At 39.1% G+C, this 26,025-nt stretch carries 25 protein-coding genes; all 25 read left to right on the top strand.

The genetic code is table 11. The features are described 5' to 3' along the window. The first annotated feature begins 13 nt into the window (after window positions 1-13). Window positions 14-1,294: an acetyl-CoA hydrolase/transferase family protein gene (locus tag ACFQZ9_RS28580; protein ID WP_498946731.1), complete on the top strand. Its 1,281-nt coding sequence runs from the start codon at window positions 14-16 to the stop codon at window positions 1,292-1,294. 22 nt (window positions 1,295-1,316) lie between these two features. Further along, a complete protein-coding gene (locus ACFQZ9_RS28575) occupies window positions 1,317-2,102 on the top strand; it encodes an enoyl-CoA hydratase/isomerase family protein (protein ID WP_232490141.1) in 786 nt (261 codons plus the stop codon). Window positions 2,103-2,131: 29 nt separating this feature from the next. Then, a complete protein-coding gene (locus tag ACFQZ9_RS28570) occupies window positions 2,132-3,757 on the top strand; it encodes a class I adenylate-forming enzyme family protein (RefSeq protein ID WP_498946730.1) in 1,626 nt (541 codons plus the stop codon). A 58-nt stretch (window positions 3,758-3,815) separates the two neighbouring features. Further along, complete coding sequence (locus ACFQZ9_RS28565; RefSeq protein WP_498946729.1) at window positions 3,816-4,925, top strand: acyl-CoA dehydrogenase family protein; 1,110 nt, start codon at window positions 3,816-3,818, stop codon at window positions 4,923-4,925. Then, entirely contained in the window at window positions 4,909-6,090 is a 1,182-nt protein-coding gene (locus ACFQZ9_RS28560) for an acyl-CoA dehydrogenase family protein (protein ID WP_498946728.1), read from the top strand. Before ACFQZ9_RS28565 ends, ACFQZ9_RS28560 begins: the two co-directional genes overlap by 17 nt. Further along, on the top strand, window positions 6,062-6,532 hold the full coding sequence (locus tag ACFQZ9_RS28555) for a MaoC family dehydratase N-terminal domain-containing protein (RefSeq protein WP_498946727.1): 471 nt from the start codon (window positions 6,062-6,064) through the stop codon (window positions 6,530-6,532). The genes ACFQZ9_RS28560 and ACFQZ9_RS28555 overlap by 29 nt, the downstream gene beginning before the upstream one ends. 5 nt (window positions 6,533-6,537) lie before the next feature. Beyond that, entirely contained in the window at window positions 6,538-6,945 is a 408-nt protein-coding gene (locus ACFQZ9_RS28550) for a hotdog family protein (protein ID WP_498946725.1), read from the top strand. Window positions 6,946-6,957: 12 nt separating this feature from the next. Then, complete coding sequence (locus ACFQZ9_RS28545) at window positions 6,958-8,097, top strand: thiolase family protein (RefSeq protein ID WP_498946724.1); 1,140 nt, start codon at window positions 6,958-6,960, stop codon at window positions 8,095-8,097. Window positions 8,098-8,121: 24 nt separating this feature from the next. Next, window positions 8,122-10,077 (top strand): oxidoreductase, encoded by a 1,956-nt coding sequence (locus tag ACFQZ9_RS28540; RefSeq protein WP_498946723.1) that lies wholly within the window; start codon window positions 8,122-8,124, stop codon window positions 10,075-10,077. Window positions 10,078-10,364: 287 nt separating this feature from the next. Further along, window positions 10,365-11,513, top strand: a complete 1,149-nt coding sequence (locus tag ACFQZ9_RS28535; RefSeq protein WP_198311905.1) for an ABC transporter substrate-binding protein — start codon at window positions 10,365-10,367, stop codon at window positions 11,511-11,513. A gap of 135 nt (window positions 11,514-11,648) precedes the next feature. Next, window positions 11,649-12,518: a branched-chain amino acid ABC transporter permease gene (locus ACFQZ9_RS28530; RefSeq protein WP_498946722.1), complete on the top strand. Its 870-nt coding sequence runs from the start codon at window positions 11,649-11,651 to the stop codon at window positions 12,516-12,518. Then, window positions 12,518-13,510 carry a branched-chain amino acid ABC transporter permease gene (locus tag ACFQZ9_RS28525; RefSeq protein ID WP_198311903.1) on the top strand — a complete coding sequence of 331 codons (993 nt, stop codon included), beginning with the start codon at window positions 12,518-12,520 and terminating at the stop codon, window positions 13,508-13,510. Before ACFQZ9_RS28530 ends, ACFQZ9_RS28525 begins: the two co-directional genes overlap by 1 nt. A 1-nt stretch (window position 13,511) precedes the next feature. Continuing rightward, complete coding sequence (locus tag ACFQZ9_RS28520) at window positions 13,512-14,315, top strand: ABC transporter ATP-binding protein (protein ID WP_498946721.1); 804 nt, start codon at window positions 13,512-13,514, stop codon at window positions 14,313-14,315. Next, window positions 14,308-15,012 carry an ABC transporter ATP-binding protein gene (locus tag ACFQZ9_RS28515; protein WP_498946720.1) on the top strand — a complete coding sequence of 235 codons (705 nt, stop codon included), beginning with the start codon at window positions 14,308-14,310 and terminating at the stop codon, window positions 15,010-15,012. The genes ACFQZ9_RS28520 and ACFQZ9_RS28515 overlap by 8 nt, the downstream gene beginning before the upstream one ends. Before the next feature lie 45 nt (window positions 15,013-15,057). Next, window positions 15,058-15,840 carry an SDR family NAD(P)-dependent oxidoreductase gene (locus ACFQZ9_RS28510; RefSeq protein WP_498946719.1) on the top strand — a complete coding sequence of 261 codons (783 nt, stop codon included), beginning with the start codon at window positions 15,058-15,060 and terminating at the stop codon, window positions 15,838-15,840. 48 nt (window positions 15,841-15,888) lie between these two features. After that, window positions 15,889-16,629, top strand: coding sequence for a cyclase family protein (locus tag ACFQZ9_RS28505; RefSeq protein WP_498946718.1), 741 nt, complete (start codon window positions 15,889-15,891; stop codon window positions 16,627-16,629). A gap of 15 nt (window positions 16,630-16,644) precedes the next feature. Beyond that, window positions 16,645-18,084 (top strand): sigma-54 interaction domain-containing protein, encoded by a 1,440-nt coding sequence (locus ACFQZ9_RS28500; RefSeq protein ID WP_498946717.1) that lies wholly within the window; start codon window positions 16,645-16,647, stop codon window positions 18,082-18,084. A 75-nt stretch (window positions 18,085-18,159) separates the two neighbouring features. Next, window positions 18,160-18,993, top strand: a complete 834-nt coding sequence (locus ACFQZ9_RS28495; protein WP_498946716.1) for a 3-hydroxyacyl-CoA dehydrogenase family protein — start codon at window positions 18,160-18,162, stop codon at window positions 18,991-18,993. 66 nt (window positions 18,994-19,059) lie between these two features. Then, window positions 19,060-20,037, top strand: coding sequence for an NAD(P)H-dependent flavin oxidoreductase (locus ACFQZ9_RS28490; RefSeq protein WP_498946715.1), 978 nt, complete (start codon window positions 19,060-19,062; stop codon window positions 20,035-20,037). A gap of 91 nt (window positions 20,038-20,128) precedes the next feature. Then, a complete protein-coding gene (locus tag ACFQZ9_RS28485; protein WP_498946714.1) occupies window positions 20,129-21,784 on the top strand; it encodes an FAD-dependent oxidoreductase in 1,656 nt (551 codons plus the stop codon). Beyond that, entirely contained in the window at window positions 21,777-22,418 is a 642-nt protein-coding gene (locus tag ACFQZ9_RS28480) for a 2Fe-2S iron-sulfur cluster-binding protein (protein WP_498946713.1), read from the top strand. Before ACFQZ9_RS28485 ends, ACFQZ9_RS28480 begins: the two co-directional genes overlap by 8 nt. A 38-nt stretch (window positions 22,419-22,456) precedes the next feature. Next, on the top strand, window positions 22,457-23,209 hold the full coding sequence (locus ACFQZ9_RS28475; protein ID WP_498946712.1) for an enoyl-CoA hydratase/isomerase family protein: 753 nt from the start codon (window positions 22,457-22,459) through the stop codon (window positions 23,207-23,209). A 68-nt stretch (window positions 23,210-23,277) separates the two neighbouring features. Next, window positions 23,278-24,078, top strand: coding sequence for an SDR family NAD(P)-dependent oxidoreductase (locus ACFQZ9_RS28470; RefSeq protein WP_498946711.1), 801 nt, complete (start codon window positions 23,278-23,280; stop codon window positions 24,076-24,078). Window positions 24,079-24,104: 26 nt separating this feature from the next. Continuing rightward, window positions 24,105-24,497, top strand: coding sequence for an acyl-CoA thioesterase (locus tag ACFQZ9_RS28465; RefSeq protein WP_198311892.1), 393 nt, complete (start codon window positions 24,105-24,107; stop codon window positions 24,495-24,497). Window positions 24,498-24,802: 305 nt separating this feature from the next. Then, window positions 24,803-26,023 (top strand): CaiB/BaiF CoA transferase family protein, encoded by a 1,221-nt coding sequence (locus ACFQZ9_RS28460; protein ID WP_498946710.1) that lies wholly within the window; start codon window positions 24,803-24,805, stop codon window positions 26,021-26,023. Window positions 26,024-26,025: the final 2 nt, after the last annotated feature.

Here is a 26,025-nt window from a genome sequence, read left to right as displayed (position 1 = left end):
TTGAGGGGAAGTGATGAAGTTTAAAATGTGGAAAAGATACTACGATACAAGAATAGTAACAGCAGAACAAGCCATTAGCTCGATTTTGCCTAATCAATCCATATTGATTGCGCCGCTAAGTAATGAACCTCAAACATTGGTTGAACAATTGATTGAACAGCGACACCGGATACAGACTTCTTATATTTACACGATGGTCCAGGGGAGTAGATGCAAGTATGCCAGCAGTGATTGCCTGCCATTTTTTAAAATCAGGACATTTCTTTCCTCTCCCTTGTTAAAAGGGGCATTTACAGAAGGAGACTGTGATTATATTCCAATCAATATGTCAAAAATTCCAGATTGGTTAAAACATAAAGAAATAGATACGGTTCTAATGCAAGTTTCCCCACCCAATGAAAAAGGATTTTGCTCTCTAGGGGTTTCAGTAGATTTTATGAAAACTGCAATTCAGTATGGAAAGAACATAATCGCACAAGTAAATAGTGAAGTACCATGGATTTTTGGAGATACAGCCGTCCATGTAAATGAAATAGACTCTTTTGTTGTTTCCAACAGACCCATTCTTGAAATGTCTCCCAAACCACTTACAGACGTAGAACGGAAAATTGGGGAATATGTGGCAGAAATTATCCCTGACAAATCAACGTTTCAAATCGGAGTTGGCAGCATTGCTGAAAGCGTTTTATTGAATTTGGAGCACAAAAATGATTTGGGTGTTCATACCGGTACCTTTACTGATGGCATTATTCGTTTAATAGAAAAGGGTGTTATCAATAATAAATACAAGAATTTGAATAAAGGCAAGATTGTCGCCACTAATATTTTTGGTACAAGAAAATTATACGATTATGTTCATAACAATCCTTTATTCGAGCTCTATTCTGTAGAATACACGCATGATATTAATACTCTATCTAAAATTCAAAACTTCTATTCGATTAATTCTGCATTGGAGGTTGACTTAACAGGACAAATCAATGCTGAAAAATTTGGTTCTTATCCTATTGCCGGTGTCGGTGGACAAATGGATTTTATCAAAGGGTCCCAGGCATCCCCAGGTGGAAAATCAATTATCGCTCTGCCGTCAACAGCCAAAAATGATTCGATTTCAAGGATTTCCAAGAAGGTTGCCTATGTAACATCATTAAAATCGGAAATCGATTATGTAGTTACAGAATACGGGATTGCCACACTGTTAGGAAAATCACAAAAGGAAAGAATGAATGAATTAATTACAATTGCTCATCCAGCGTTTAGAGATGAATTAAGGTCATCAAATATAACGGTTTAAATCGTTGGAAAGGTGTGTGGTCATGTTGTTGGAATCTCACAGTGTCCGGTATGAATGTCAGGACGGAATCGCCATTATTACGTTAAATGAACCCGATTCCCTAAATGCCCTTTCAAACCAAATCAAAAAGGATTTATTGAAGTGGGTTGAAATGGCTGAAACGGATCCGGAGGTGAAAATTATTATACTGACAGGTACTGGTAAAGCCTTTTCGGCAGGCGGGGACGTTCGAGGAATGGGCAAGAGAACCACGCTAGAGTCAGTAGAAAAAATTACGAATACAACCAAGATCATCCTGCGTATCGCAGAATTACAAAAACCAGTCATTGCTGCAGTGAACGGGTATGCAATGGGGGCAGGATTTAGTTTGGCATTGGCGGCAGATATCGTAATTGCCCAAGTAAATTCGAAATTTGGTCTAAGTTTTTCAAAAGTTGGGCTGATCCCTGATTGTGGTCTATTACACTTTCTACCAAAAATTGTTGGTCCTTGGAAGGCAAAGGAATGGATTTTTTCCGGCGCTGTCTTGTCAGCAGAAGAAGCTAAGCAATATGGTATCGTGAACCGGCTGGTTGAAGAGGGCGAAGCCCTGAATGAAGCTACTGTTCTCGCAAAAGAATTGGCAAGCAGGCCACTTCAAACGATGGTTTTCGTAAAATCAATTATGGAAAAAGTTCAAAATCAAGATTTAAGGGCAACGATTCAATATGAAAATTATGCCCAAGCAGTTCTTCAACAAACAGAAGACCACTTAGAAGGGGTTACAGCATTTAAGGAAAAAAGAAAACCGAATTTTATCGGCAAGTAATTCGTTCTATTCTAGGAGGTTAGGTGGCATTGGCAGATACTAAAGCGCTAACGAAAAATGAAACGATTTATGGGCGTAATTTAAAAGTATATCAAGAAGCAAGGAAAACTCTAAATGAAGTATTAAAAAGTTCTGTTGAAAAATTCCCCGAAAGGGAAATCCTCATTTTTGAAAATAAACGGCTCACTTATCGTGAATTTTATAACCTGGTTGCGAAAATGGCTGCGAATTTACAGCACCGGTACCAGTTTAAAAAGGGAGATCGCCTGGCCATTTTGTCTAATAATACCATAGAGTTTTGTATCAGTATATTTGCGGCCTCCTTTCTTGGCGGGATTGTCGTTCCACTCAATACAAGGCTTCGTCCCTCTGAATTGCAATTTATGATGAAAAATTCGGGAACGAATGTTTTGATCGTTGAGGACGTCCTTTTGAGTGTGGCAGAAGAATCGATTGAATTAGCCAATATTGACCTAAAGGTATTTGTGACAGGAAAACCGGCGCAAAACAAAAACACGCTTTGGTTCCCATTTGAATGCTTATTAGAAGAGGCTCCCCCAGCGCAAATGGCTGATGTCGATAGGACAGACCCATTATTTATCATGTACACATCCGGAACTACGGGCTTACCTAAAGGAGCACTGGGAACCCATCTTGGAATCACACAAAATGTTTTAAATTTCAGTTTGAACCTAACAACTGATGAAAGAGACCGGACCTTGATAAATATCCCATTATTTCATGTTTCTGGTTTGATTGCAGGATTCACCCATATGGTATCCGTAGGCGGCACATCGGTGTTAATGTATACCTACAAAACGCAAAAATTCCTCGAGCTGCTTGACCGTGAAAAAATTACTTATATTAATACGGTTCCAACGATATTTGTCTTTTTATTAAACTACCCTGAATTGGAAAAATATGATCTAAGTCATTTAAGATTAGCCGTCACCGGCGGTGCACCTATGGCTGTCAGCACGATTCAAAAGCTGACGAGCCTTTACCCAAACATGAATTTTATCAATAATTATGGTGCAACGGAATGTACAGGGTCTTGTACGTTTTCAAGACCGGAATCTGCGTTTACAAAACCTGATTCGGTGGGAATCTTGACGAAGATTATTGATTGGAAAATTATTGATGATGATGGTGCGGAATTAGAAAGAAATAAAATTGGAGAACTATGCATAAAAGGGCCGACAGTGATTCCTGAATATTGGAACAATCCCGAAGCAACGAACAAAGAATTTATTGATAATGGGTACTGGAAATCCGGGGATATCGGCTATGTGGACGACCAAGGCTACTTTTTCCTTCTTGACCGCAAAAAAAGCATGATCAATCGCGGAGGAGAGAACATCTATACGGCAGAAATCGAAAACGTTCTTTATAATCATCCAAGTATTTTGGAAGCTGCTGTAGTTGGTCTCCCGGACAAAGTGTTTGGAGAAGAAGTATTGGCCTCCATTGTAGTGAAGGAAGGCCATTCAATGACAGACCAGGATATCCGTGAATTCGTCGGCCAATATTTAGCCGATTATAAAGTGCCAAAATATGTTCAATTTTTAACGGAATTGCCAAGAAATCCTTCTGGAAAGGTCTTAAAGAACCATTTAAAGGATGGCTATCAAAATTTACCTATTAAAAATAAATAGGATAAACGTCTGTGATTTTAAGTCTGAAATTTAAGAAAATTAAGAAGGCGGGATGGTAATGAGCTACGAATTAAGTGAACAACAAATAACATCGAGAGAACAAACATTGGAATATATTAAAAACCATTTGGCAAACCATTTAAACAGAATCGAGGCAGAAGGAATCATAAAACATGAGGATATTAAGGCATGCAAAGACTCTGGTATTTGGGATCTTGTTTTAGAGGATGGAACTGATTGGGTAACAAAGGTAACCCTATTGAGTGAAATCGCAAAAACTTCCCCCTCTTTTGCAGCTATATTTACTGACTTGATCTTAAGTAAAGCCATTTTAGCAAAGGATTTGAACCAACATTTTTACGCAACCGCCTTTGTTGAGGAAGAAGCTGGATCTGATTTAACGAGAATTCAAACTGATGCAAGGGAGACAAAGGATCACTGGATATTGTCAGGTGAAAAGTGGTTTGTAGCGAACTTACATTTGGCAGAAACACTACTTGTATTGGCGAAAACGCCTGAACAGTCCTATGCAATTTTCTTGGTTCCGAAAGATTCTGATGGTCTAATCCTTGAGGAACAAAAGAAAATGGGATTAGAAGGATTAAAGCTCTCAAAAATCGTTTTAAATAATGTATCCATCTCTAAATCTTCGTTAATTATTTCATTGGGCAATAGCGTTGAAGGTTTAAATCAAGCCAATATGCTTGCAAAGCTTTCAATTGCTTCGTTAGCAATCGGGATTTCAGAAGCCGCCTTAAGGGAGTCCTTGGAACGGGCTCGTACGAGACAGCAATTTGGGAATGCAATTGGTGAATTTCAGGCCATCCAATTTAAGATTGCTGATATGACGGTCGGAATCAATGGTGCCAAGACGTTACTTTATCTTGCGGCACAAAAGCTAGACCGAAAAGAAGATATCGCAACCGAAGCAGCCATGGCTAAGGTTTATTCCACTGAAGCAGCAGGCAGTGCAGTTAATCACGCCGTACAAATCCACGGTGCGCATGGTTTATTAACAGATTCCACCGTTTCTCAACTATATCGCTCACAAAGATTAACGGAAATCTTTGGCCAGACTTCTGAAATGCAGCGAATCGCAATAGCCAAGCATGTGATCAATACCATTGGAGTTAATGAAAGGGAGGTTAATTATGGATTATCGCTATAACGAAAGACAACAAGCATTAATAAAAAAAATTGAAGAAGTATGTAAGAACCAATTAGTCCCGATTCAAGAAGAATTCGGTGAACAGGATGTTCTCTCATTTGATATGGTTCGGGCACTAGCAGAAAATGATTTTTATCGAAGACATATCCCTGTAAAATATGGCGGTTTGAACGAAGCAGAGGATGCGAATGCAACCGAACTATGCATCATAAGAGAAGAGCTTGCCAGACTCTGTCCGTTAGCAGAATCGACCTACTCTGTAACCGGCCTTGGAAGTTATCCGATTTTGTTGGCTGGGACAGAGGAACAAAAGAAACATTATTTAGGAAAAATGATTTCAGGAGAAGAAGTATTTGCATTTGCCTTGACAGAGCCAAATGCAGGATCAGATGCTGTTAGCCTGCAAACAACCGCAAAACTTGATGGGGATGAATGGGTCATCAATGGAAAAAAAATCTTCATTTCCAATGCAGGCGATGCAGGTGTCTATGTAGTTTTTGCCCGTACAAGTAACGCACCAGGTTCAAAAGGTATATCAACTTTTATTGTGGAAGATGACACAATCGGATTAGAGGTCTCTCAAAGATTGACTATGATTGCCCCGCATCCAATAGGAGAATTAACCTTCACAAATTGCCGGGTTCCTAAGGAGAATCTTTTGGGGGAGGAAGGTCGCGGGTTTAAATATGCCATGCAAACCTTAGATATGTTCCGTTCATCTGTCGGTGCACAGCAGGTCGGTTTTGCAAGGTCAGCTTTAGAGCATGCTGCAGAATATGCCAGACAGCGCCATGCGTTTGGCGGCCCCATCACTCAGTTCCAAGCCATTCAATTCAAATTGGCAGATATCTATACAGAAATACAGGCCGCTAAGAATTTGGTTTACTATGCTGCCCACCGCAAGGATTTAGGAAATCGAGTGACAAAAGAAGCGGCCATTGCAAAGCTTTATGCCACACAAGTGGCACAGCGTGCTGCATATGAAGGCCAGCAGATTTTTGGCGGATATGGAATGATAAAAGGAAACCCACTGGAACTTATCTATCGGGAGGTCAGGCCGGCAGCCATCTATGAAGGCTCCACTGAAATTCAGCATATGGTGATTGGTCGAGGGATGATCAATGGAAGTTTCATAGATGAAAATCTGGAAAAAGTATTATTGTGAGGTGGTCAGAATGATAGATAAAAGCTTAATTGGTAAAATCAGCGAACCTGTTTATGTGGAAATTGAAAAAGGATCTATCCGTAAATTCGCACGGGCAATCGGCGATGATAATCCCGTATATCATGAAGAAAGCGCTGCAAGGGCAAAAGGGTATCCGTCCTTGCTTGCCCCCTTAACCTTTCCAACAACTTTTCGTGATGTTGAACCAGAATGGTATACAAAAATCGATAAAAGCAAATTACTGCATGGTGAACAGGAATATGACTATTTCAGGCGATTTTATGCTGGAGAGCGTTTGAAGTGCATTGAAAAAGTAGTGGATGTGTATGAAAAAGAGGGGAAAAATGGAAAATTAACGTTTCTTGTACGGGATAAGGAAGGATACGATGAGACTGATCAGTTAGTTTTTAAAGAGCGGCAGACATTAGTGATAAGGGGTTGAAAGCCATGGGAATTGAATCTAAAACACTACTAAATAAAGAAATTCCGAAACTAGTAAAGGAATCAATTACACAGGTGCAGCTTGTCAAGTATGCCGGGGCTTCAGGCGATTATAATCGAATTCATATTGATGAGGAGTTTGCTAAAAAAACCCCCTTAAAGGGCACAATCGCACATGGCATGCTGTCAATGGGTTTTTTAGGGCAATATTTGGATAAAATCGCCGGTGATGTATACGATGTGAAAAATTTTAAAGTCCGGTTTCGTTCAATGGTGAGGCCAGGAGATACCATTACGTGCATAGCGGAAGTATTGAACGGAGATCATCAAGAAATTTCATTAGAACTTAAAGCGTTGAATCAATATAACGATACGGTTATATCAGGTAATGCAGTTCTTTTAGCGAAGGAATAGGGAGGGGTATTCGTGAGAGAAGCAGTTATTGTTGAAGCGGTAAGATTGCCGGTTGGGCGAAGAAAAGGGGTATATTCGGAAACCAGATCGGAGTACCTCTTAAGTGAGGTCCTAAAAAGCATTGTCGAGCGTTCAGGGATTGATCCAAAGGAAATCGAAGATGTCATCGTCGGCTGTGTAACCCAAAACGAGGAGCAGGGGAACAATATCGCAAGAATCTGCACCTTAATGGCTGGTTTGGATATTCAGACAGCGGCAACAACTTTAAATAGAAAATGCGGTTCATCACAACAAGCAATTAACCAGGCAGCACAAGCAATCATTGCAGGAGATCAGGATGTTGTCATTGCTGCGGGTGTGGAAAATATGACTAGGCATCCACTTGGAACAGACCGGGTAGAATCACCTTTAGAATTAACAGAAAGGTATGAAATCATCCAACAAGGAGAATCAGCAGAAAGAATCGCCGAAAAATGGAGCATTACCCGTATAGAACTTGATGAGTTTTCCTTAAGAAGTCATAAATTAGCGGAGCAGGCAAGGAAAAGTGGAGCGTTTAATAGAGAAATCATGCCAATTGAAGTAGAAAAAGACGGAGAAAAAATCCTTGTAACAGAAGACGAAGGAATCAGGCCAAGTACCACATTGGAAAAACTCGGCACATTAAAACCTGCATTTATGGAAAAGGGCATCATTACAGCCGGGAACTCAAGCCAAATTAGTGATGGTGCGGCAGCAGTGCTGATTATGTCCAAGGAAAAAGCGTTGGAATTGGGGCTGAAGCCGAGGGCGAAAATCATTGCCCGTGATGTGATCGGTTCGGATCCAACGATGATGTTAACAGGTCCAATTCCAGCAACGAAAAGGATTCTTGAGAAGGCTAGGTTAACAGTAGAAGATATTGATATATTTGAATGCAATGAAGCGTTTGCCTCTGTTGCTTTGGCTTGGGCCAAGGAAATGAATCCTGATCTTAATAAGGTGAACCCGCGTGGGGGAGCAATTGCTCTTGGACACCCTACCGGCGCAAGCGGTGCAAGAATTATGACTACACTTCTCCATGAATTGGAGGATATGGATAAAAAATATGGGCTTCAAGTTATGTGTTGTGGAGGAGGAATGGCAACAGCCACAATCATTGAGCGTCTCTAATAGGAATCTATGAGGTGATCGATCTTGAACAATACAATAGTAAACTTTTCGCAGGATCTCTTTTCTCCTTTTTATATTGGATCAGTAAAAGTGAAAAATCGAATCATGATGGCGCCAATGGAAACCAATATGCCTTCCTTAACAGGAGAGGTTAACGACCGCGTGATTCAATACTATAAAGAAAGAGCAGAAGGGGGAGCCGGTGCGATTATTGTTGAATTTACCTGTGTGGATTCCCCAGTAGGGAAGGGAACGGAAGCACAATTGGTCATCGACCATGATGGCTATATCCCCGGTCATACTTATTTAACGGAAGAAATTCAAAAATACAATTGTAGAGCCTTTTTACAGCTTCACCATGCTGGAAGACAGACGAATTCGAAAATCACTGGCTTCCAGCCGGTGGCTCCTTCTCCGATAGCCTGCAAAGTGATGCGGGCAGAACCAAGAGAATTGACGACAGAAGAAGTAGCCGATTTGGTTACTAAGTTTGTATGGGGGGCAAAAAGAGCCAAACTAGCCGGATACGATGGGGTGGAATTACACGCAGCCCATGGCTATTTGTTAGGCAGTTTTTTATCTCCTTACACGAACAAAAGAACTGATCGGTATGGCGGAAACACCGTCAATCGAACCAGAATGATTCAAGAAATTATCCAAGGAATTAAAGCCAAGGTTGACCGGAATTTTCCCGTTATTGTCCGATTCAGTGCAGATGAATTTGTTGAAGGCGGCTTAAAAATTGAAGAATCAATCGAAATTGCAAAGCTTTTAGAAAGCTATGGGGTTGATGCCATTCATGTTTCGACTGGGACTTTCGAATCCAATGACAAAAATATTGATCCTATGTCGGCAAAACAAGGATGGCGTATTAAATTGGCAAGTGAAATAAAAAAACATGTAACCGTTCCGATTATTGGCGTTGGTGTCATTCGTGAGCCGGAATTTGCGAATGATATCATTCAATCTGGGAAAGTTGATTTTATTGCTTTAGGAAGAGCGTTGATCGCAGACCCTAAATGGCCGGAAAAAGCCCGGAAGAAAAACTACAAGGAAATTAATCGCTGTACTACTTGCGGATATTGTACTGACCGACTCCGCCAGCACCAAAGTATCCGTTGTTCCGTGAATCCAAGAGCGGGTCGTGAATTATCGCTGCCCGAATTGCAGCCAGTAATTAATCCAAGTAAAAAGGTCCATGTAATTGGGGCAGGGGCAACAGGAATGTATACGGCTGTCCTCGCAGCCAAAAGAGGATATGAAGTCTTTCTTTACGAAAGAGAAAATCAACTCGGGGGGTTATTAGATGTTGCCAGTGCCCCTCCAGGAAAAGAAAATTGGAAATGGTTTAAAGAGTACTTAATCTATCAGATAAAACTGTTGCCAAAGATTACGGTCTTTTTAAATAAACAAATTCATACTGAGGATTTAGTCATAATGGAGAACGACTATGTCATTGATGCATCCGGAATGGTTCCGAAACAAGATACTCAGTTAAAAAACGCCCAAATTCCGATTGTTAGTGTAGTGGATGTCTTGCAAAATTATAAAATTGAAAACCGGAATGTTCTTATTCTTGGTTCCCGGGGAGCGGGTTTAGAAGCGGCAAACTTTCTTGCAGATAAGAAGAATATGGTAGTTGTCATTGCAAGGTCGGGTAAACGTGCCAATGGATTAAATATTGATTTAATCAACCGGATGGACCTTTTAAATGAACTGAAGGAAAAGAATGTGAAGATCATGAATCAAACAGATATCTTGGTTGATCGCAATGGCAGGTTCCAATTTTATCATACGGAGAGTAAAGAGAGGATTCCGTTTGATTTTAATCCCGATGTTGTGGTTTCAGCAAGAGGGTTTGATTCAAATCCGATCTTAGAGGACAATGAAAACATCATAAAAATCGGAGGCAGCAATGAACCTGGAAAAATATTAAATGGAATTTGGATGGCCTATGTTGAAGTGAGCAAATTTCATTAAGGTATACACGATAAACAGATCTAGGGGAGAGGCTATCTCCCTGCACTTAATATTAGTAGTTTTATAGGAATAATAAGGATTTGAAGTGAAATAGCTCCTTGAATAGAGATACATACTTTTTTAGAAGGGTATACAAACTGTATCCTGTCTACAAAAAGGAAAAAAAGTATACAATCCATTTACTGAAAATTCCAAAAAGGGTAATAAAATTACGGAATTTTTGCTTATTTTATTTGGCATGGTACTTGCATGTTAATTAAGTGATTAAATCAAAGGAGGGTCATTTTGTGAGAAAAAAAGTACTTTCAGTTTTCGTAATAATTTTGGTTTTAATTTTAGGGGCATGTTCACAAGCATCAGGCGGTTCGGGTAAAAATGAAAGCGGAAACATAAAGATTGGTGCGGTTCTTCCTTTGACAGGCCCTGCGGCTTTGTACGGCCAGCAAACATTGGATGGGGCAAAATTAGCTGTAAAAATGATTAATGATGATGGCGGAATATTAAAAGGACGTAAAATTAAGTTACTTACAGAAGATGATCAATCGAAACCTGAGTTAGGTGTGACGAAATATAAAAAACTGATTGAGAGCGACAGGGTAGATGCCATTACCGGCGGGGTAAACAGTTCTGTTAACATGGCAACAAAAGAGGTTGCAAAAAATAAATTAATAAATGTTGTAACCGTTTCTAAAGCTCCAGAAATTATGTCAGATCGCGATCCATATCGATTCCGGTTAAATAGCACAAATGACATGGATGGAAAAGCATTCCATAACTTTATTGCTCAAACGTTAAAGCCAAAAACGGTTGCCGTTATCGCTGAAAATACGGACTATGGCCAGGCAGAATTAAAAGCTTTAAAAGCAAACTGGTCCGGAAGTGATGCTCCAAAAATCGTGGCTACTGAATTTTTTGAATTAACAGATACAGATTTTACCAACCCGTTAACGAAATTAAAGGCGGCCAATGCAGATGCATTATACGTGGTTGGTGCAGCGATTGAAATCAATTCTGCGATCTTTAAGCAAGCTCATCAATTAGGTTTCAACAATACAATGAAGCTGCTTGCACCAGGAAATATTAATTCAAAGATGGTCGAGTTAGCAGGAGAAGGGTCGGAAGGAGTTATTTCTGCTGACCTTTATCAAAACTCGATTGACAATGAGATGAACAAAAAATTTGTCGCAGCTTTCGAGAAGGAATACAATCATAAACCTGAAAAAATGGAAATGTTAGGTTTCGAATCAATCTGGTTTGTTGCAAAAGCAATGGATAAAGCAGGATCCTCAAATGATTATAAGGCGATTTCCAAAGCATTGGAAGGGAATGACTGGCAATCACCAAGAGGAGATTTAAAGTTTGAAAACGGACAGGCGTTAGGAAAAGTCATCCCATTAACGGTTAAAGACGGTAAAATCGTTCCTTACCAACAGTAATGGGTAAATATACAGCCAAATAGCTTTCTGCTAAATTAGGAAGCTATTTGGTTGTTATAACTTAATAGAATTCAATGGAAACACCTTCCTTGAAAGCAGTCTGTACCCTTGGCGGGAAGAAAGGGGGATTTATTTTTGGAAATCCTAAATCAATTAATTGCAAATGGATTAGTTATTGGACTGACCTATACATTATTTGCTCTAGGAGTAACGTTAATTTTCGGAATATTAGGAATGATTAACTTTGCCCATGGTGAATTTTATATGCTTGGGGCGTTCGGATCATATGTACTTCAACAGGAATTGGGATTGAATTATTTCCAAGCAGGGATCGTAACCATCATTATTATCTGTTTAATTGCCTGGTTGATTGAGCGCTTTACATTAAGGTCTTTACTAGAAACTGATCATCTAAATTCGTTGCTGGCAACGTTTGGTTTAAGTATCGTTCTATTAAACATGGTTGCAATTGTTTATGGTTCGACTCCTAGACAAATTAGCAGCCCGTTTAATAGTGTTCTGCACATTGGGAATGTATTTATCACTCAGCAAAAAATTGTAATTGTCTTCTTGGGGATCGTTGTCATTCTGTTGTTAAACCTCTTTATCAAACACAGCCATTTAGGAAAACTCATGCGCGCTGTATCTCAAAATCGAATGGGAGCTATGGTTTCAGGGATTCCTATTAAAAAAATATATTCCTTTACCTTTATCTTTGGTGTTTCAATTGCCTCACTTGCAGGAATTCTGATCGGTCCAACCACCTATGTCACACCAACAATGGGGATGAGCGTTATGTTAAAAGGATTTGTAATTGTTATTTTAGGTGGTTTAGGAAGTGTCCCAGGTGCAATTATCGGGGGAATGCTGCTGGGATTCGTTGAAACTGGGGCCTCATCGCTAGTAGGAAACTCCTGGAAGGACATTATTGGGTATGTCATCTTAATACTCGTATTATTAATTCGGCCGCAAGGAATCTTTGGATTTCAAAGGAGGTCTCAATAATGCAAAAGAAGCTGGCCTACTTCCTATTATTCCTAATCCTACTCTCTCTCCCGTTTATTTTAAATAATCCTTACTATTTAAATATTATTATCACATTCGGAATTTTCTCGATCCTTGCATTAAGCCTTAATTTTATTGTCGGTTATATTGGAGAAATATCATTTGGTCATGCTGCATTTTTTGGATTGGGCGCTTACTTTACGACAATGATAAATCAAAGTCTTGAGGTTCCATATTGGATCAGTTTAATCCTTGCTTTAATTTTTACAGGCTTCATTGGAATGTGTGTTGGCTTTTTGTCCCTTCGCCTCCAAGGCGTTCATTTTGCGATTATTACACTGGCATTTGCTGAAGTTTTTCGCTTAATCATCCTGAATTTAACTGACATCACCCGTGGCGCAATGGGCTTAAGTGTTTCTTCTCCCACGCTGCCCTTTACGCAAATGTCTTTGTCAGATCCCCTGGTTTTTTACTACTTTGTTTTTCTAATATTAGTAGGAGTAATTTATTTTATTAAATTTACACTGAGGATACCTTTTGGAAGAGGAATTGTTGCAATACGGGAAGGAAATTTATTAGCAAGCTCAATTGGGATCAACGTATCTAAGTATAAAATTATTGCTTTTACCATTTCAGCTGTTATTGCTGGGCTTGCGGGTGCCCTTTATGCCCCATTTGTTGGCATTATTACCCCAGATCTTTTGTCGGTTCATTATACAACCGAGGCATTATTGATGGTCATTGTAGGTGGAAAAGGATTTTTACTGGGACCATTGTTCGGTGCCTTTATATTTACGATTATCCCGGAATTTTTATGGATGTCCCCAGAAGTACAGCTGCTTGTATTCGGTGTCATTCTAGTTTTATCGATTAAGTTTATGCCGAAAGGGATTGCGAATCTTATTAAAGTGATTCGTACAAAAATCCAAAAGGATAAAGGTACGAAATCCCATTTATCTCCTGTCGTTGAGGAAGAAAAGGAGGTGTCGTAGTTTGGCATTATTGTCAGTTTCTAATTTAAGTAAACGTTTTGGAGGATTAACGGCTAATTCTGATATTTCCTTTAATGTAGCTGAACAAAGTATTGTTGGAATTATTGGGCCTAATGGCGCTGGGAAAACCACTTGCTTTAATCTCTTAAGCGGGTTTTTACCACCAACAGAAGGGGAAGTAATCTTCTCCGGCACAAATATTACAAAATTGAATGCCCATCAAACGGCATCATTGGGAATGGTGCGAACCTTTCAACATACAAGCGTTTTTTCAGAGCTTTCCGTTCTCGATAATATTTTGACCGGGCAACATTTAGAAGTAAAAGGATTATTAAAATTAGCCTTTATGAATCGAAAGAAATACGTTGAAAAACAAGACAAAATGAAAGAGAAAGCGATCGAAATATTGAACTTAATGGAATTAGAAGATAAGAAGGATATGATTGCCAAAAGTCTACCTTATGGAGAACAAAGGAAGCTGGAGATTGCCATTGCCTTAGCGGCTAATCCTAAATTATTACTTTTGGATGAACCGGCAGCAGGGATGAATGAAACCGAGTCTGCAAAGCTAGTTCAAATCATAAGAAAACTAAAAGATAAAGGACTCTCCATCTTGATCGTTGAACATGATATGAAGGTGGTTATGAATCTATGTGACTATATTGTGGTTTTGGATCAAGGAACAAAAATTGCTGAGGGAACCCCAAAAGAAATTAGTACCAATCCTAAAGTGATAGAAGTTTACCTTGGAACACCGGATGAAGATCACCACATAGAAGAGGAAGGAAGTGTGGAATATGCTTAGTTTAGAGAATGTCCATGTTTCATACGGCCCGATTAAAGCCATTAAAGGAATTTCTCTTCAGATTGATGAGGGGGAAATGGTCGCATTAATCGGTGCAAATGGAGCTGGAAAGAGTACAACCCTTAAGGCCATTGCAGGAATTGAACCCATTGAATCAGGCGAAATTAGATTTAATGGACAGAATATATCAAACCTTCCATACAATAAAACCAGCAATCTCGGGATTACTCTTGTACCTGAAGGCCGTCAGCTATTCCCTGACATGACCGTAAAAGAAAATTTAGAAATGGGTTACAAGAAATCCAGGAAGGGTGCATGTTTACTAGAATTACTTGAAAAGGTATACGAATATTTTCCAGATGTATACACGAAGAGAAATGAACTTGCAAGCAGTTTAAGCGGAGGCCAGCAGCAGATGGTAGCGATTGGAAGAGGGATTATGTCAGAGCCGAAACTTCTGATGTTTGATGAACCTTCCTTGGGATTAAGCCCCGTATTGGTACAAAATGTGGTCAAAATTATTCGGACTTTGCATGAAAAAGGACATAGTATTTTACTAGTGGAACAAAATGCAAATATGGCCCTTAAAATAGCGAATCGAGGTTATGTCTTAGAAATGGGGAGAATTGTCTTGGAAGATCAGGCTCATTCTCTATTAAAAAATGAAGAAATAAAAGCAGCGTATTTGGGGCTTTAAATCGTTAGAATCACTATTTACATAGTGGAAATAAGAGATTAGGAGATGATTGGATTGTTATTGCATGATCAAGTTGCCATCGTGACGGGTGCAGGAAATGGGATTGGGAGAGCAGCGGCTATTGGATTAGCCCAACAAGGTGCAAAGGTTATTGTGAATGATATAAACGAAGCAGACATAGCTGTAACCGTTGAAGAAATCAGAAAAAATAAGGGGGAAGCCTATGGCGTTCAAGGAAGCGTTGCGGTTTATGAGGAAGCAAAAAGAATGGTTGATGCCGCTGTTGAGATATTTGGAACGGTAAATATTCTCGTTAATAATGCAGGAATTATTCGCCCTGCAATGATTCACAAAATGCATGAAGATCAATGGGACCAAGTAGTAGATGTCAGTTTAAAAGGGGCATTTAATTGTATTAAAGCAGTTGCACCTATTTTTATAGAAAGAGGGAAGGAAAACCCAGAGGCATTGTCGAATGGAAAAATTATCAATGTTACGTCCACTGCTGGTTTAGGCGGAACCATTGGCCAGATCAATTATAGTGCGGCAAAAGCGGGTGTCATTGGGGTGACGATGTCAACTGCCCGTGAGTGGGGCCGCTACCGAATTCAATCAAACGCGGTAGCCTTTGGGGTCGTTGAAACCGATATGACCAAAACGATTCGAAGTGATAAATTTGCTGATACCTACAAAAATAAAATCGTATTAAACCGTTTTGCCAAAGTGGATGATGTCGTACCGGGGATTGTCTTTTTAGCATCAGGCGGATCCAATTACATTACCGGACACGTTTTAAACATTTCTGGCGGTTCACATATTGGATTTTAATAGAAGAAGGTTTAAAGGCAAAATTACAATACGAATCGGGGGATTATGATGCCGCAAATTATTGATTTAACAATGGGAATATATGAAGGAATGCCCCAGCATCCTGCACACGGACGCACGCCGCTTTTTTTATCTGGAACTCGAAATCATCAAGCATATATGGACTTTAAGCGAATCAACCAATACGATGAATCGGATTTTATTTCATTTGAAAATGAGCAAATCGTTATTTGTGGACACACTGGTACTCATATGGACTCCTGTTTTCATGGGGATCCGGAATCAGAATTTACCATTGATAAAATGCCTCTGGAATGCGGGTGTGGAAATGCAGTCTGGCTTGATGTGTCCTTTCGTTTCGGACCAAAAGCAGTTGTAACTGCTAAAGACCTGCAAGAAGCTGAGTTTCGGTCGGGAACAAAAATCCAGCCAGGGGATATTGTGTTGATCTTTACGGGCTGGTCAACGATTAATGATCCAGTAAGGTATGCATTTGAACATATGGGTTTATCAAGAGATGCTGGTGAATGGCTTCGCGAGAGAAGAGTTAAAACAGTCGGAATTGATAACTGTAATGTCGATGCAGCGGGAGAATTATCGATGCCCGTTCACATGAATTTTTTGAAACCGCGGATTCTAGGCTTACCTAATGACGATTTTATTGCCATCATTGAAAACATGGTAAATATCAATAAGATTCCAAAATCCAGATTTACTTTTTCAGGAGCGCCAATTCCGTATATTGGTAAAACAGGAGGGCAAGTGCGTGCCTTAGCGATTATCGATTAATAGGATGGTGAAATCATGCTTTTAAACAATAATTCCTTGCAGGAATTCATATTTAAAGAAAGTTTCGAACCAACGTCGATTCATGACTTTCCAATGGTTCAGGTTTTGAATTATATTCATGATGGAGTTGTTGTTGTAAATGAAAAGGGGATAATCGTTTATGCGAATCCCTCTTATACGAGGATTTTACAAGTGCCTGTTGAGAGAGTAATTGGCAGGAAAATGAAAAAAGTAGAACCAAATGCACGAATTTTAACGGTTATGGAAACCGGCGTCCCTATTTTACATGAGCCCGTATATCTTGATCATTTAAAAGCAGAAGTAATAGTGGATGCAACACCACTATACAGTAATGGAAAAATTATTGGCGGTGTCACGGTATTTAAACAAGTTAATGAGGTCGTTCGTTATTATAATGCGCTGACGAAATTAAATGAAATTAAAAAAAGAGAACAAAAGCAAAAGGAGCAAAATGAAGGATCGGAACTAAAGGACCCGTTCAAGAAGATTATCGGCAGCGATCCCATTTTTATCAAGAGCTTAAAAAAAGCCTCAATCGTTGCTGTATCGAATGCCTCCATTCTGTTAAGAGGGGAAAGCGGGGTTGGGAAGGAAGTTTTCGCCAAGGCGATTCATGAATCCAGCTCCCGCAAAGATGGTCCGTTTATTAAAATAAATTGCTCTGCAATTCCAGAAACCTTAATCGAATCAGAACTCTTTGGATATGAAAATGGGGCCTTTACCGGAGCCAAAAAGGGAGGAAAAATCGGGAAATTTGAATTAGCCCATGGCGGGACAATCTTTTTGGATGAAATTGGAGATATGCCGATCAATGTTCAAGCAAAATTACTTCGGGTATTACAAGAAAGGGAGCTTGAGCGAGTTGGTGGTGATCAGACTATAAGGGTGGATATTAGAGTGATCGCAGCAACTCATCAAAATCTTCCGGAAATGATTAAAATGAAACAATTCCGTGAGGATCTCTACTATCGAATAAATGTGATGCCCATCTGGATACCTGCCTTACGAGAAAGACCACAAGACATTGAATTATTAGCGAACTATTTTACAGAGAATTTTTCGAATATTTATAATAAAAAATTAATTATTTCAAAGGATGTCATAGAGGTATTAAAAGCCTATCATTGGCCTGGAAATGTCCGGCAAATGATGAACATTATTGAACATGGAGTTATTTTATGTGACAGTTCGGTTATTCAAATGGAACATCTACCTCAGGAAATAACCCAAAATCAAACCGTCGAAGACCAACCGTTCGTAAAAGAACAAGAAAAAACTCATGAAATAGATGAAGAGGGCTCGGATGAACGTTCAAAATTTATTTCTGCATTAAAAGCAGTACAGTATAACCGTACAAAGGCGATGGAAATTCTTGGAGTGAGCAGACGAACATTTTATAAAAAACTAAGAAAGTTTAACATTACCTTACAATGAATCTCCCGTATGGGGATGACCGACAGATTGTAGATGGATAGAGGTAAAGCTTTCTTTTAAACGGAGGTGCATTAGATGGATGTTGTAATTCTTGGAGCAAACGAGCAGGCATTAGAATTAGCCTTATCATTTTTAAGTAAAGTGAATTCCATTACATTTTTTGATAGGGATTTAGATTTACTAGAAAACTTACAAGACGAATTTGAAAATGATAGTAATGATAAACTAGGGATTAAATTTTGTTCAGATTTAGACTTTGACCAAAATCATCCATTGTTTATTTTTGATTTTTTGCCTGACAGCGAAGAAAAGTTTAACGTGCTTAAACAGCTTCGTTTCGGACTATTAAATGGCAGTTTATTCTTTACAACGAGTAAAGTTTATTCTGTTTCAAAAATCGCATCCTTTTTACAAGACCCAAAATGTATAGTCGGACTACAATATTTATCCCCTTTTGAAAATTCCCAAGTGATTGAATTGGTTAAAGGAATCCATACTTCGGCTAGGTCCTTGGAAAGGGCTAAGCGGTTAATGGCGGATATGGGTAAGGAAATAATGGTCGTGAAAGATTCACCAGGGTTTTTATTAAATAGAATGACAATTGTTCTCATTAATGAAGCAATTCATCTATTAAATGAAGGACTCGCAACACCAAATGAGATCGACACGGAAATGGAACTGGCTCTCGGTCTAAAGTTAGGTCCTTTACGTCTAGCTGACCATATGGGCTTAGACATTGTTTTAAGTATGTTAAATTCGCTTTATAAAGGAACAGGAAACCCGAAATTTCTTCCCTGCTCCTTGCTGCAAAATATGGTATATTCCGGATATTTAGGTCAAAAAACCAATTCAGGTTTTTACAGTTATTCTGCTGAAATATTAAATTTTCCTCATTTAAAAGTCTATTAGTCGCCCCATTCATTTTTTTATAGAAATTTTTTAGGTATTAAAAATTGGAAAAGAGAGGGTTGGATTATGGGAAATCGTATTTGTGAGTTGCTTGATGTGAAGTATCCAATAATAGAAGGAGGGATGGCTTACGTTGGGAACGGGGCTTTGGCTGCGGCAGTTTCCAATGGTGGGGGATTTGGACAAGTGGGTTCGGCAGGAAGATCACCTGAGAACTTCGAAGAGGAAATTTTGCTTGCTTCCCAATTAACTAAATCCCCTTTTGGGGTTAATCTTCCGATTAGTGAACACAAAGACAATCAGCCATATATAGATGTGATTGCGAAACATAAGGATAAGATCAAAGCGGTTAGTATTAGCGCTGGGAATCCTTCCCCATTCATTCCTATTTTTAAGGAAATGGGTTTAGTGGTAATGGTGATCACGGCAACTGCCAAACATGCATTGAAAGCTGAAAAAAGCGGCGCTGATATTATTGTTTGTGAAGGATATGAGGCTGGAGGGCACAACGGTGGAGCGGAATTGACGACCTTTTCATTAGTGCCGCATGTTTCAAGAATTGTCGGGGTTCCGGTTGTGGCAGCTGGTGGAATCATGGATGGCCATGGAATGGTTGCGGCGATGACGTTAGGCGCTGATGGCGTTCAAATGGGAACTAGATTTGTAGCAACAAAGGAATGCCAGGCCCATGAAAATTATAAGCAATATTTGGTAGATTCCAGTGACGATGCCACCACCATTTTAACACGAAAAATTGGCGGAGTAATCCGTGTTCTAAGATCAGATTATGCTTCTATGGTCCAGAAGATTGATCAAGAGACTTCTTCCATAGAAGAAATCCTCCCTTATGTACGTGGAACCATTAATAAAAAAGCCGTAATCGAAGGTGATTTTGATAATGGCTGGGCAAGTGCTGGGCAGGGTGTAAGCTTAATTAACGAGATTATAAGTGCTGAAGATGTAGTAAGAAACATTGTAGAGGAAGCAAATAACGTAATAACTAATTTAAAAAAGATTGATGTATTAACTGGATGTTCTAACTAGTTTGTAAATCTATTTGTGTTTAAAGGAGGTGTACCATTATACCTCCTTTAAATTTACATTTTTTACATTTTCAAAATTGAGGAGCATGAAATTGGAAATCTATCAATATGATGTGGTTTGCATTGGCAGCGGTGTGGCTGGGATGATGGCAAGTATTTCTGCGGCGGAACGCGGATTAAATGTTTGTGTCGTTTCAAAGGATCCCATCGGCTGGGGAAATACTCGAATCTCCGGCGGGATTGTCACAACAAATGAATCGAATGAAAAAGCATTATATGAAGATTTATTAAGAACCGGTGAACAGATTAATCAAAAAAATCTCGTCAATACCCTTCTTAGTGAAAGTAAAAATGTCAATGACAAGATTGAAAAGTGGGGGCATATTTATCTCCGAAATCCTGATAACCCAATAGAAAAGGAGTTTGTAAAACCTGGGGGGCACACCATACCTAGAACGTTAAAATCCCATAACCGCGGGATTTCGATTGCGAATTCCTTGCGCAGCAAATTTTTGTCTTTAGATATCAAAACACTGGAAGAAGTCATTGTTTGTAAAGTAATTGTGCAGGAAAAGAGGGTTTCGGGAGTTCTTTGTTATGACTGGAATGAAAACAAATGGATGGGTATTCATTCGCCGCATGTTATTTTAACATGCGGCGGTGCAGGAATGATTTATTATCCCCATTCTGATAATATGCGCACGTCAACAGGGGATGGATATGCATTAGGTTTAAGAGCGGGTGCACGGTTAATTGATATGGAACAGATTCAGTTCATTCCATTCGGTGTTCTTTATCCAAATGGAATGAAAGGCTTGGAAGTGGGTGATACCTCTGCTGCAGGTCCATATGGTGTTCTCCGAAATAATCGGGATGAAATTGTTGTGGAGGATGTATCGAGTAAAACAAGAGAGTATGTAAGTAAAGCAATTGCCCTTGAAGCAAAAAATGGCAATGGTTCACCGAATGGCGGTCTTTGGCTTGATCCGACTGAAAATCGCAAACATGAAGATGGCGAAAAAAACTGGCAGCATTGGAAATCAATCGGGACCATTAATACACTCAAGATGGCATATGGAACAAAAGCTTCACAATGGCAAGAAAAATTTGAAGTTTGTCCAACTCAGCATTATTTTATGGGCGGGCTAATGATTAATGAGAAGGGCTGTACCGATATTTCCGGGCTGTATGCGGCTGGTGAAACCGCAGGCGGATTACATGGTGCCGGACGTATGGGGTCGATGTCATTATTTGATGGATTAACCTTTGGAAAAGTGGTCGGGAAGGAGATCAGTAAAAAGGAAAAAGAAAATTTTGTTTTAGAAAAGGACCATTTTCTCCAGGAGAAAGAAACACTGATCAAACAATTTGCCGGAGAAGGCAATGAGAAACCGATTCGTCTAAAAAGGGAAATAAGTAAAATTATGTGGGAAAATGTTTCCATCATTCGTGATCAAACAAGTTTGAACCGAGCATTGAGTGCTTTAATGGAGATTGAAAAAAGGTCAAAGTGTATCAAGGTTTCTTTTGAAGGAAAACATAACAATCGATTTTTGGAGACGGTGGAGCTTCGATTTATGATTGATACAGCAAAATCAGTGGTATTAAGCGCTTTAAAAAGGACGGAGTCAAGAGGCAGCCATTATCGAAGTGATTACTCTGAAAAGAATGAAAAATGGCAGCAGAAAAATGTTATGGTCAAATTTTTTGAAGAAGAGCATTTAGTTGAGGTGAAGAACAATGAGTGAAATTTCTATTTATGTAAAAAGAGGTGCAAATCTGCAAACCACTGAGAAGTTTACACTAGATTTATCACTTGGGGATTCTACTGTCTTAGAAGCTCTTCAAATCATACAAGAGGAATTTGATGATACCTTAGCCATTCGATATGGATGCCGATTTAAACAATGTGGTCTCTGTGCAGTAACGGTTAATGGAAATCCTAGGATGGGATGCATGACAAAAGTAAAAGATGGTATGGTCGTGGGTCCCTTAGAACATCTCCCCATCCAAAAGGATTTGGTAGTAGAAAGACGATTTATCACCGAGAATATAAAAAATAAAAAACTATTTCCTAAAACACTAAACCATTCGATCAATCCAGTCACTACAAAAGAGTTTGATATTTTAAGTAAATGCACCGATTGTCAGTCCTGCTTATCAGGCTGTCCGGAATATCATTTTGAAAAAATGGATTCTTTTGCGGGTCCTTTGTTTTTTGTAAAGCTGGCACAGCTTCAAAATCATCCGCAAAATGAGCATAATTATTTCGAGAAAGCAAAAGAATTGGGTATGGAGATGTGTAAAGGGTGTGCTGGCTGTCCCTGCCCATATGGAATTCCAATTAAGAAACTTGCCATCAATCCTTTTTTGAACGACTAAATCAATAAGGCTAGATTTATAAATTAGGAGTGACATTTATGATTGAAGTTTCTCACAAAGAGAATGTTTTATTTCTTACGATAAACCGGCCGGAGGTATTGAATGCACTCAATATTGCTGTGATGAATCGCCTTCAGGAAGAGCTTACTTATGCGGAAGAGAATGAGTCTGTAAAGGTGATCGTGATTACCGGTAAAGGAAAAGCGTTTGTCGCGGGAGCGGATATCAATGAATTTTTGTCTTTAAAGGATGCAGGTGAAGCAGCAGAGTATTCACGATTAGGCCAAACCGTATTTTCCTATATTTCTAATCTTTCAAAACCAGTGATTTGTGCGATTAATGGCTTTGCCCTGGGAGGCGGGCTTGAATTAGCCCTGGCATGTGATATTCGGTTTGCATCAGAAAATGCAAAACTGGGTCTTCCGGAAATAAAATTAGGTTTATATCCGGGGTATGGAGGGGCTCAAAGGCTTCCAAGATTAGTTGGAAAGGGAAAGGGTTTGTATTTCATGATGTCGGGTGAAACTTTTTCAGCACAAGAAGCCGAAAAAATGGGTCTAATCGAACGTATTGTCCCACACGAAACCTTGCTTGAAACTGTAAATGATTTTGCCTGCAAAATAGCAAAATTTCCATCGGGAGCACTTGGAGCACTTAAAGCTTCTGTTTGTAACGGACTAGAAATTCATATTGAGGAAGCTTTAAAGTGGGATTCTCAAAGAATTGGGGCTTTGATGGTTTCGGATGAAGCACAGGAAAGGGCCAGGCAATTTATAAGCAAACAAAACTAGATAAAATCACTTTACTAGAATGAGTAATACGAATTTTTACAATAAGGATGTAGGGGGGAGCATTTCCTGTGAAATTAAACGAACAAGTGGCGATAATAACGGGGTCGACAAAAGGAATTGGCTATAGTTTAGCCAAATCTCTTGTTGAAAAAGGGACAGCTGTTGTTGTCAATGGACGGAACCATGAAAGGGTAAACCAGACTGTACGAGATCTTCAGGCAATTGGGGGTAAAGTAATTGGGATAGCCGGCGCTGTGGAAAATCCTGAAACGGGTAAAAAACTTGTTAATTTAGGTACACAAACCTTTGGAAAAGTTACGATTTTAATTAATAATGCAGGAATTATTCATGATAAAATTTCCTATAAAATGACGGATGATGAATTTTCTAATGTGATTGACGTCCATGTGAAAGGATCGTTTTATTGTACAAAGCCTTTCATCCAGCAAGTGAAAAAGCAGGGGATTGGTGGTCATATTATTAATATGACGTCTGACTCTGGTTTAGAGGGAAATATCGGCCAAATTAATTATAGTGCAGCAAAGTCAGCAATTAACGGGATGACCTGGACACTCGCTAAAGAATTAAAAAAGGATCAAATTATCGTTAATGCCATTGCGCCTGCGGCTCTAACCGATATGACACGTCCCTATGTGGAAAGAGCACAACAAATGGCTATTGAAAAAGGAAATCCATTATCACCAAATTGGGAAATTGGTACACCAAAAGAAGTAGCTAATTTTATTGTCGCTTTATTAGAAAAAAGAGAATTTGAGGAAACAGGCTCTATTTTTGGAGTAAACGGTCAAAATGTTGTTCGATGGGAACCTCCGGTCCGAGTGACCTATAATAAGAATGTAGTGTTTTAGTAAAAAAATAGAAAAGGTGATATTTTGTGGAACATCTTACTGAAATTAGTATAATTGAAGACTATTTGGATCCAATTGGACATGTAAACAATGTTAAGTTAATGTCTTTTCTTGAAGATGCCCGAAGACAATGGTACAAGAAAGCGGGAATTTCTTATGAGGAAATGAGAAAAATGAGAGTCGGGACTGTAATCCTTCGAATGGATATTATGTTTTTAAAAGAAACTTTTCTGGGGGATACGCTTAAAATCATTACACAGCCTCAAAAACTAGGGACTAAAAGTTTTGTTTTTCAACAGAAAATTTATAATCAAATGGAGGAATTGGTTTTAGAGGCTACTGTTACATGTGTTATGCTCGATACCACGATAAGAAAAAGTATGCCGGTTGTAGACCAAATTGCCCGCCATTTTTCATGAAAAATTAATGTGAATAAAAATTTTTCAAATACTAACATAAGTAGAAACATAAAAATTTTTTTCAAAAGTACTTGAAGTATTCAGAAGATTCTTTTAAAATGAAAATAACTTCTCCCTAACAGCCTTTACAGCTGAAGGTAGTGAAGACCGTTTTTGATTCTAAAATATTTGACTGAGAAGATTCCAGTACCAGCCCTACCAGGTTGGATGAAATGGATCATGTAGCCAGTCCTTAACACATTAATGTGGAAAGGACTGGCTTTTTGTATTTAAAAAAATTTTTTTCAAAAAGGGGAGGAGGTAACATGAACGGTGCATTAGATGGGATTAAAGTATTAGATTTAACGCGAGTGCTTGCGGGTCCTTACTGCACAATGATTTTAGCAGACTTAGGAGCGGATGTGATAAAAGTCGAAGCCCCCGGAGGTAGTGATGAAACACGAGGATGGGGACCTCCTTTTCAAAATGGGGTAAGTGCCTATTATTTATGTGCGAATCGGAATAAGCGCAGCCTGACTGTTGACTTAAAAACGGAAGAAGGCAGGGACATAATCCGAGAACTAGCCGAAGAGGCGGATGTGTTGATTCATAACTTTAAATCTGGTTCTATGGAAAAATGGTTACTAGATTATGATTCATTGAAAAAAATCAACTCAAAACTAGTCTTTTGTTCGATCACAGGATTTGGAGAATCAGGCCCTTATCGCCATCTTCCCGGATATGATTATATTATCCAAGGAATGAGCGGTTTGATGAGCATAACCGGTACTCAAGACAGTGGCCCATTAAAAATTGGGGTGGCAATGGTAGATATTCTCACCGGATTATATTCAGCTATTTCTATTGAAGCAGCCCTCTTGGAACGAGAGAAATCCGGGCAAGGACAAAAAATTGATATGTCGCTTATGGATGCTGCAGTTAGCTCATTAGCTAATGTGGCAAGCAATTATCTTATTTCTGGTAATGTGCCACGAAGGCTCGGAAATGACCATCCAAATATTGTCCCGTATTCTATATTTAAAGCTATGGATGGAGAAATTATTATCGCTGTTGGGAATAACCGGCAGTTTACAACATTATGTGAAGTAATGGAGATACCTGAAATAGCTAAAGATGAAAAATATAGAACAAATGAAGCAAGGGTAGAAAATAGGATTGAACTTACGAATATTTTGGAAAATCAGCTTCAATTAAAGCCTTCTGATATTTGGATGGAGTTGTTTTCTAAAAATAATATCCCTTGCGGCCCAATCCAAACCATGGATCAAGTATTTAACCACCCACAGGTGATTGAGCGGGATATGATAGTTCAAGTCAATCATCCTGAGGCAGGTTCAGTAAAACTAGTAGGTTCTCCAATAAAACTATCAAGGACAGTTACAAAAGTAGAACGTCACCCACCAATGCCGGGAGAGCATACCATAGAGATCCTTCAAGAAGCAGGCTATACTCCTGAAGAGATTTCACAATTTATCCAGAAAAAAATTATCGACTCTGGGATTAATAAGTTAGAGTTAAAAAATTAATA

It is taken from the genome of Neobacillus sp. GCM10027624, from assembly GCF_042675345.1.
GTDB lineage: Bacteria > Bacillota > Bacilli > Bacillales > Cytobacillaceae > Neobacillus > Neobacillus cucumis_D.
This window is presented reverse-complemented; position numbering and strand designations above follow the sequence as displayed.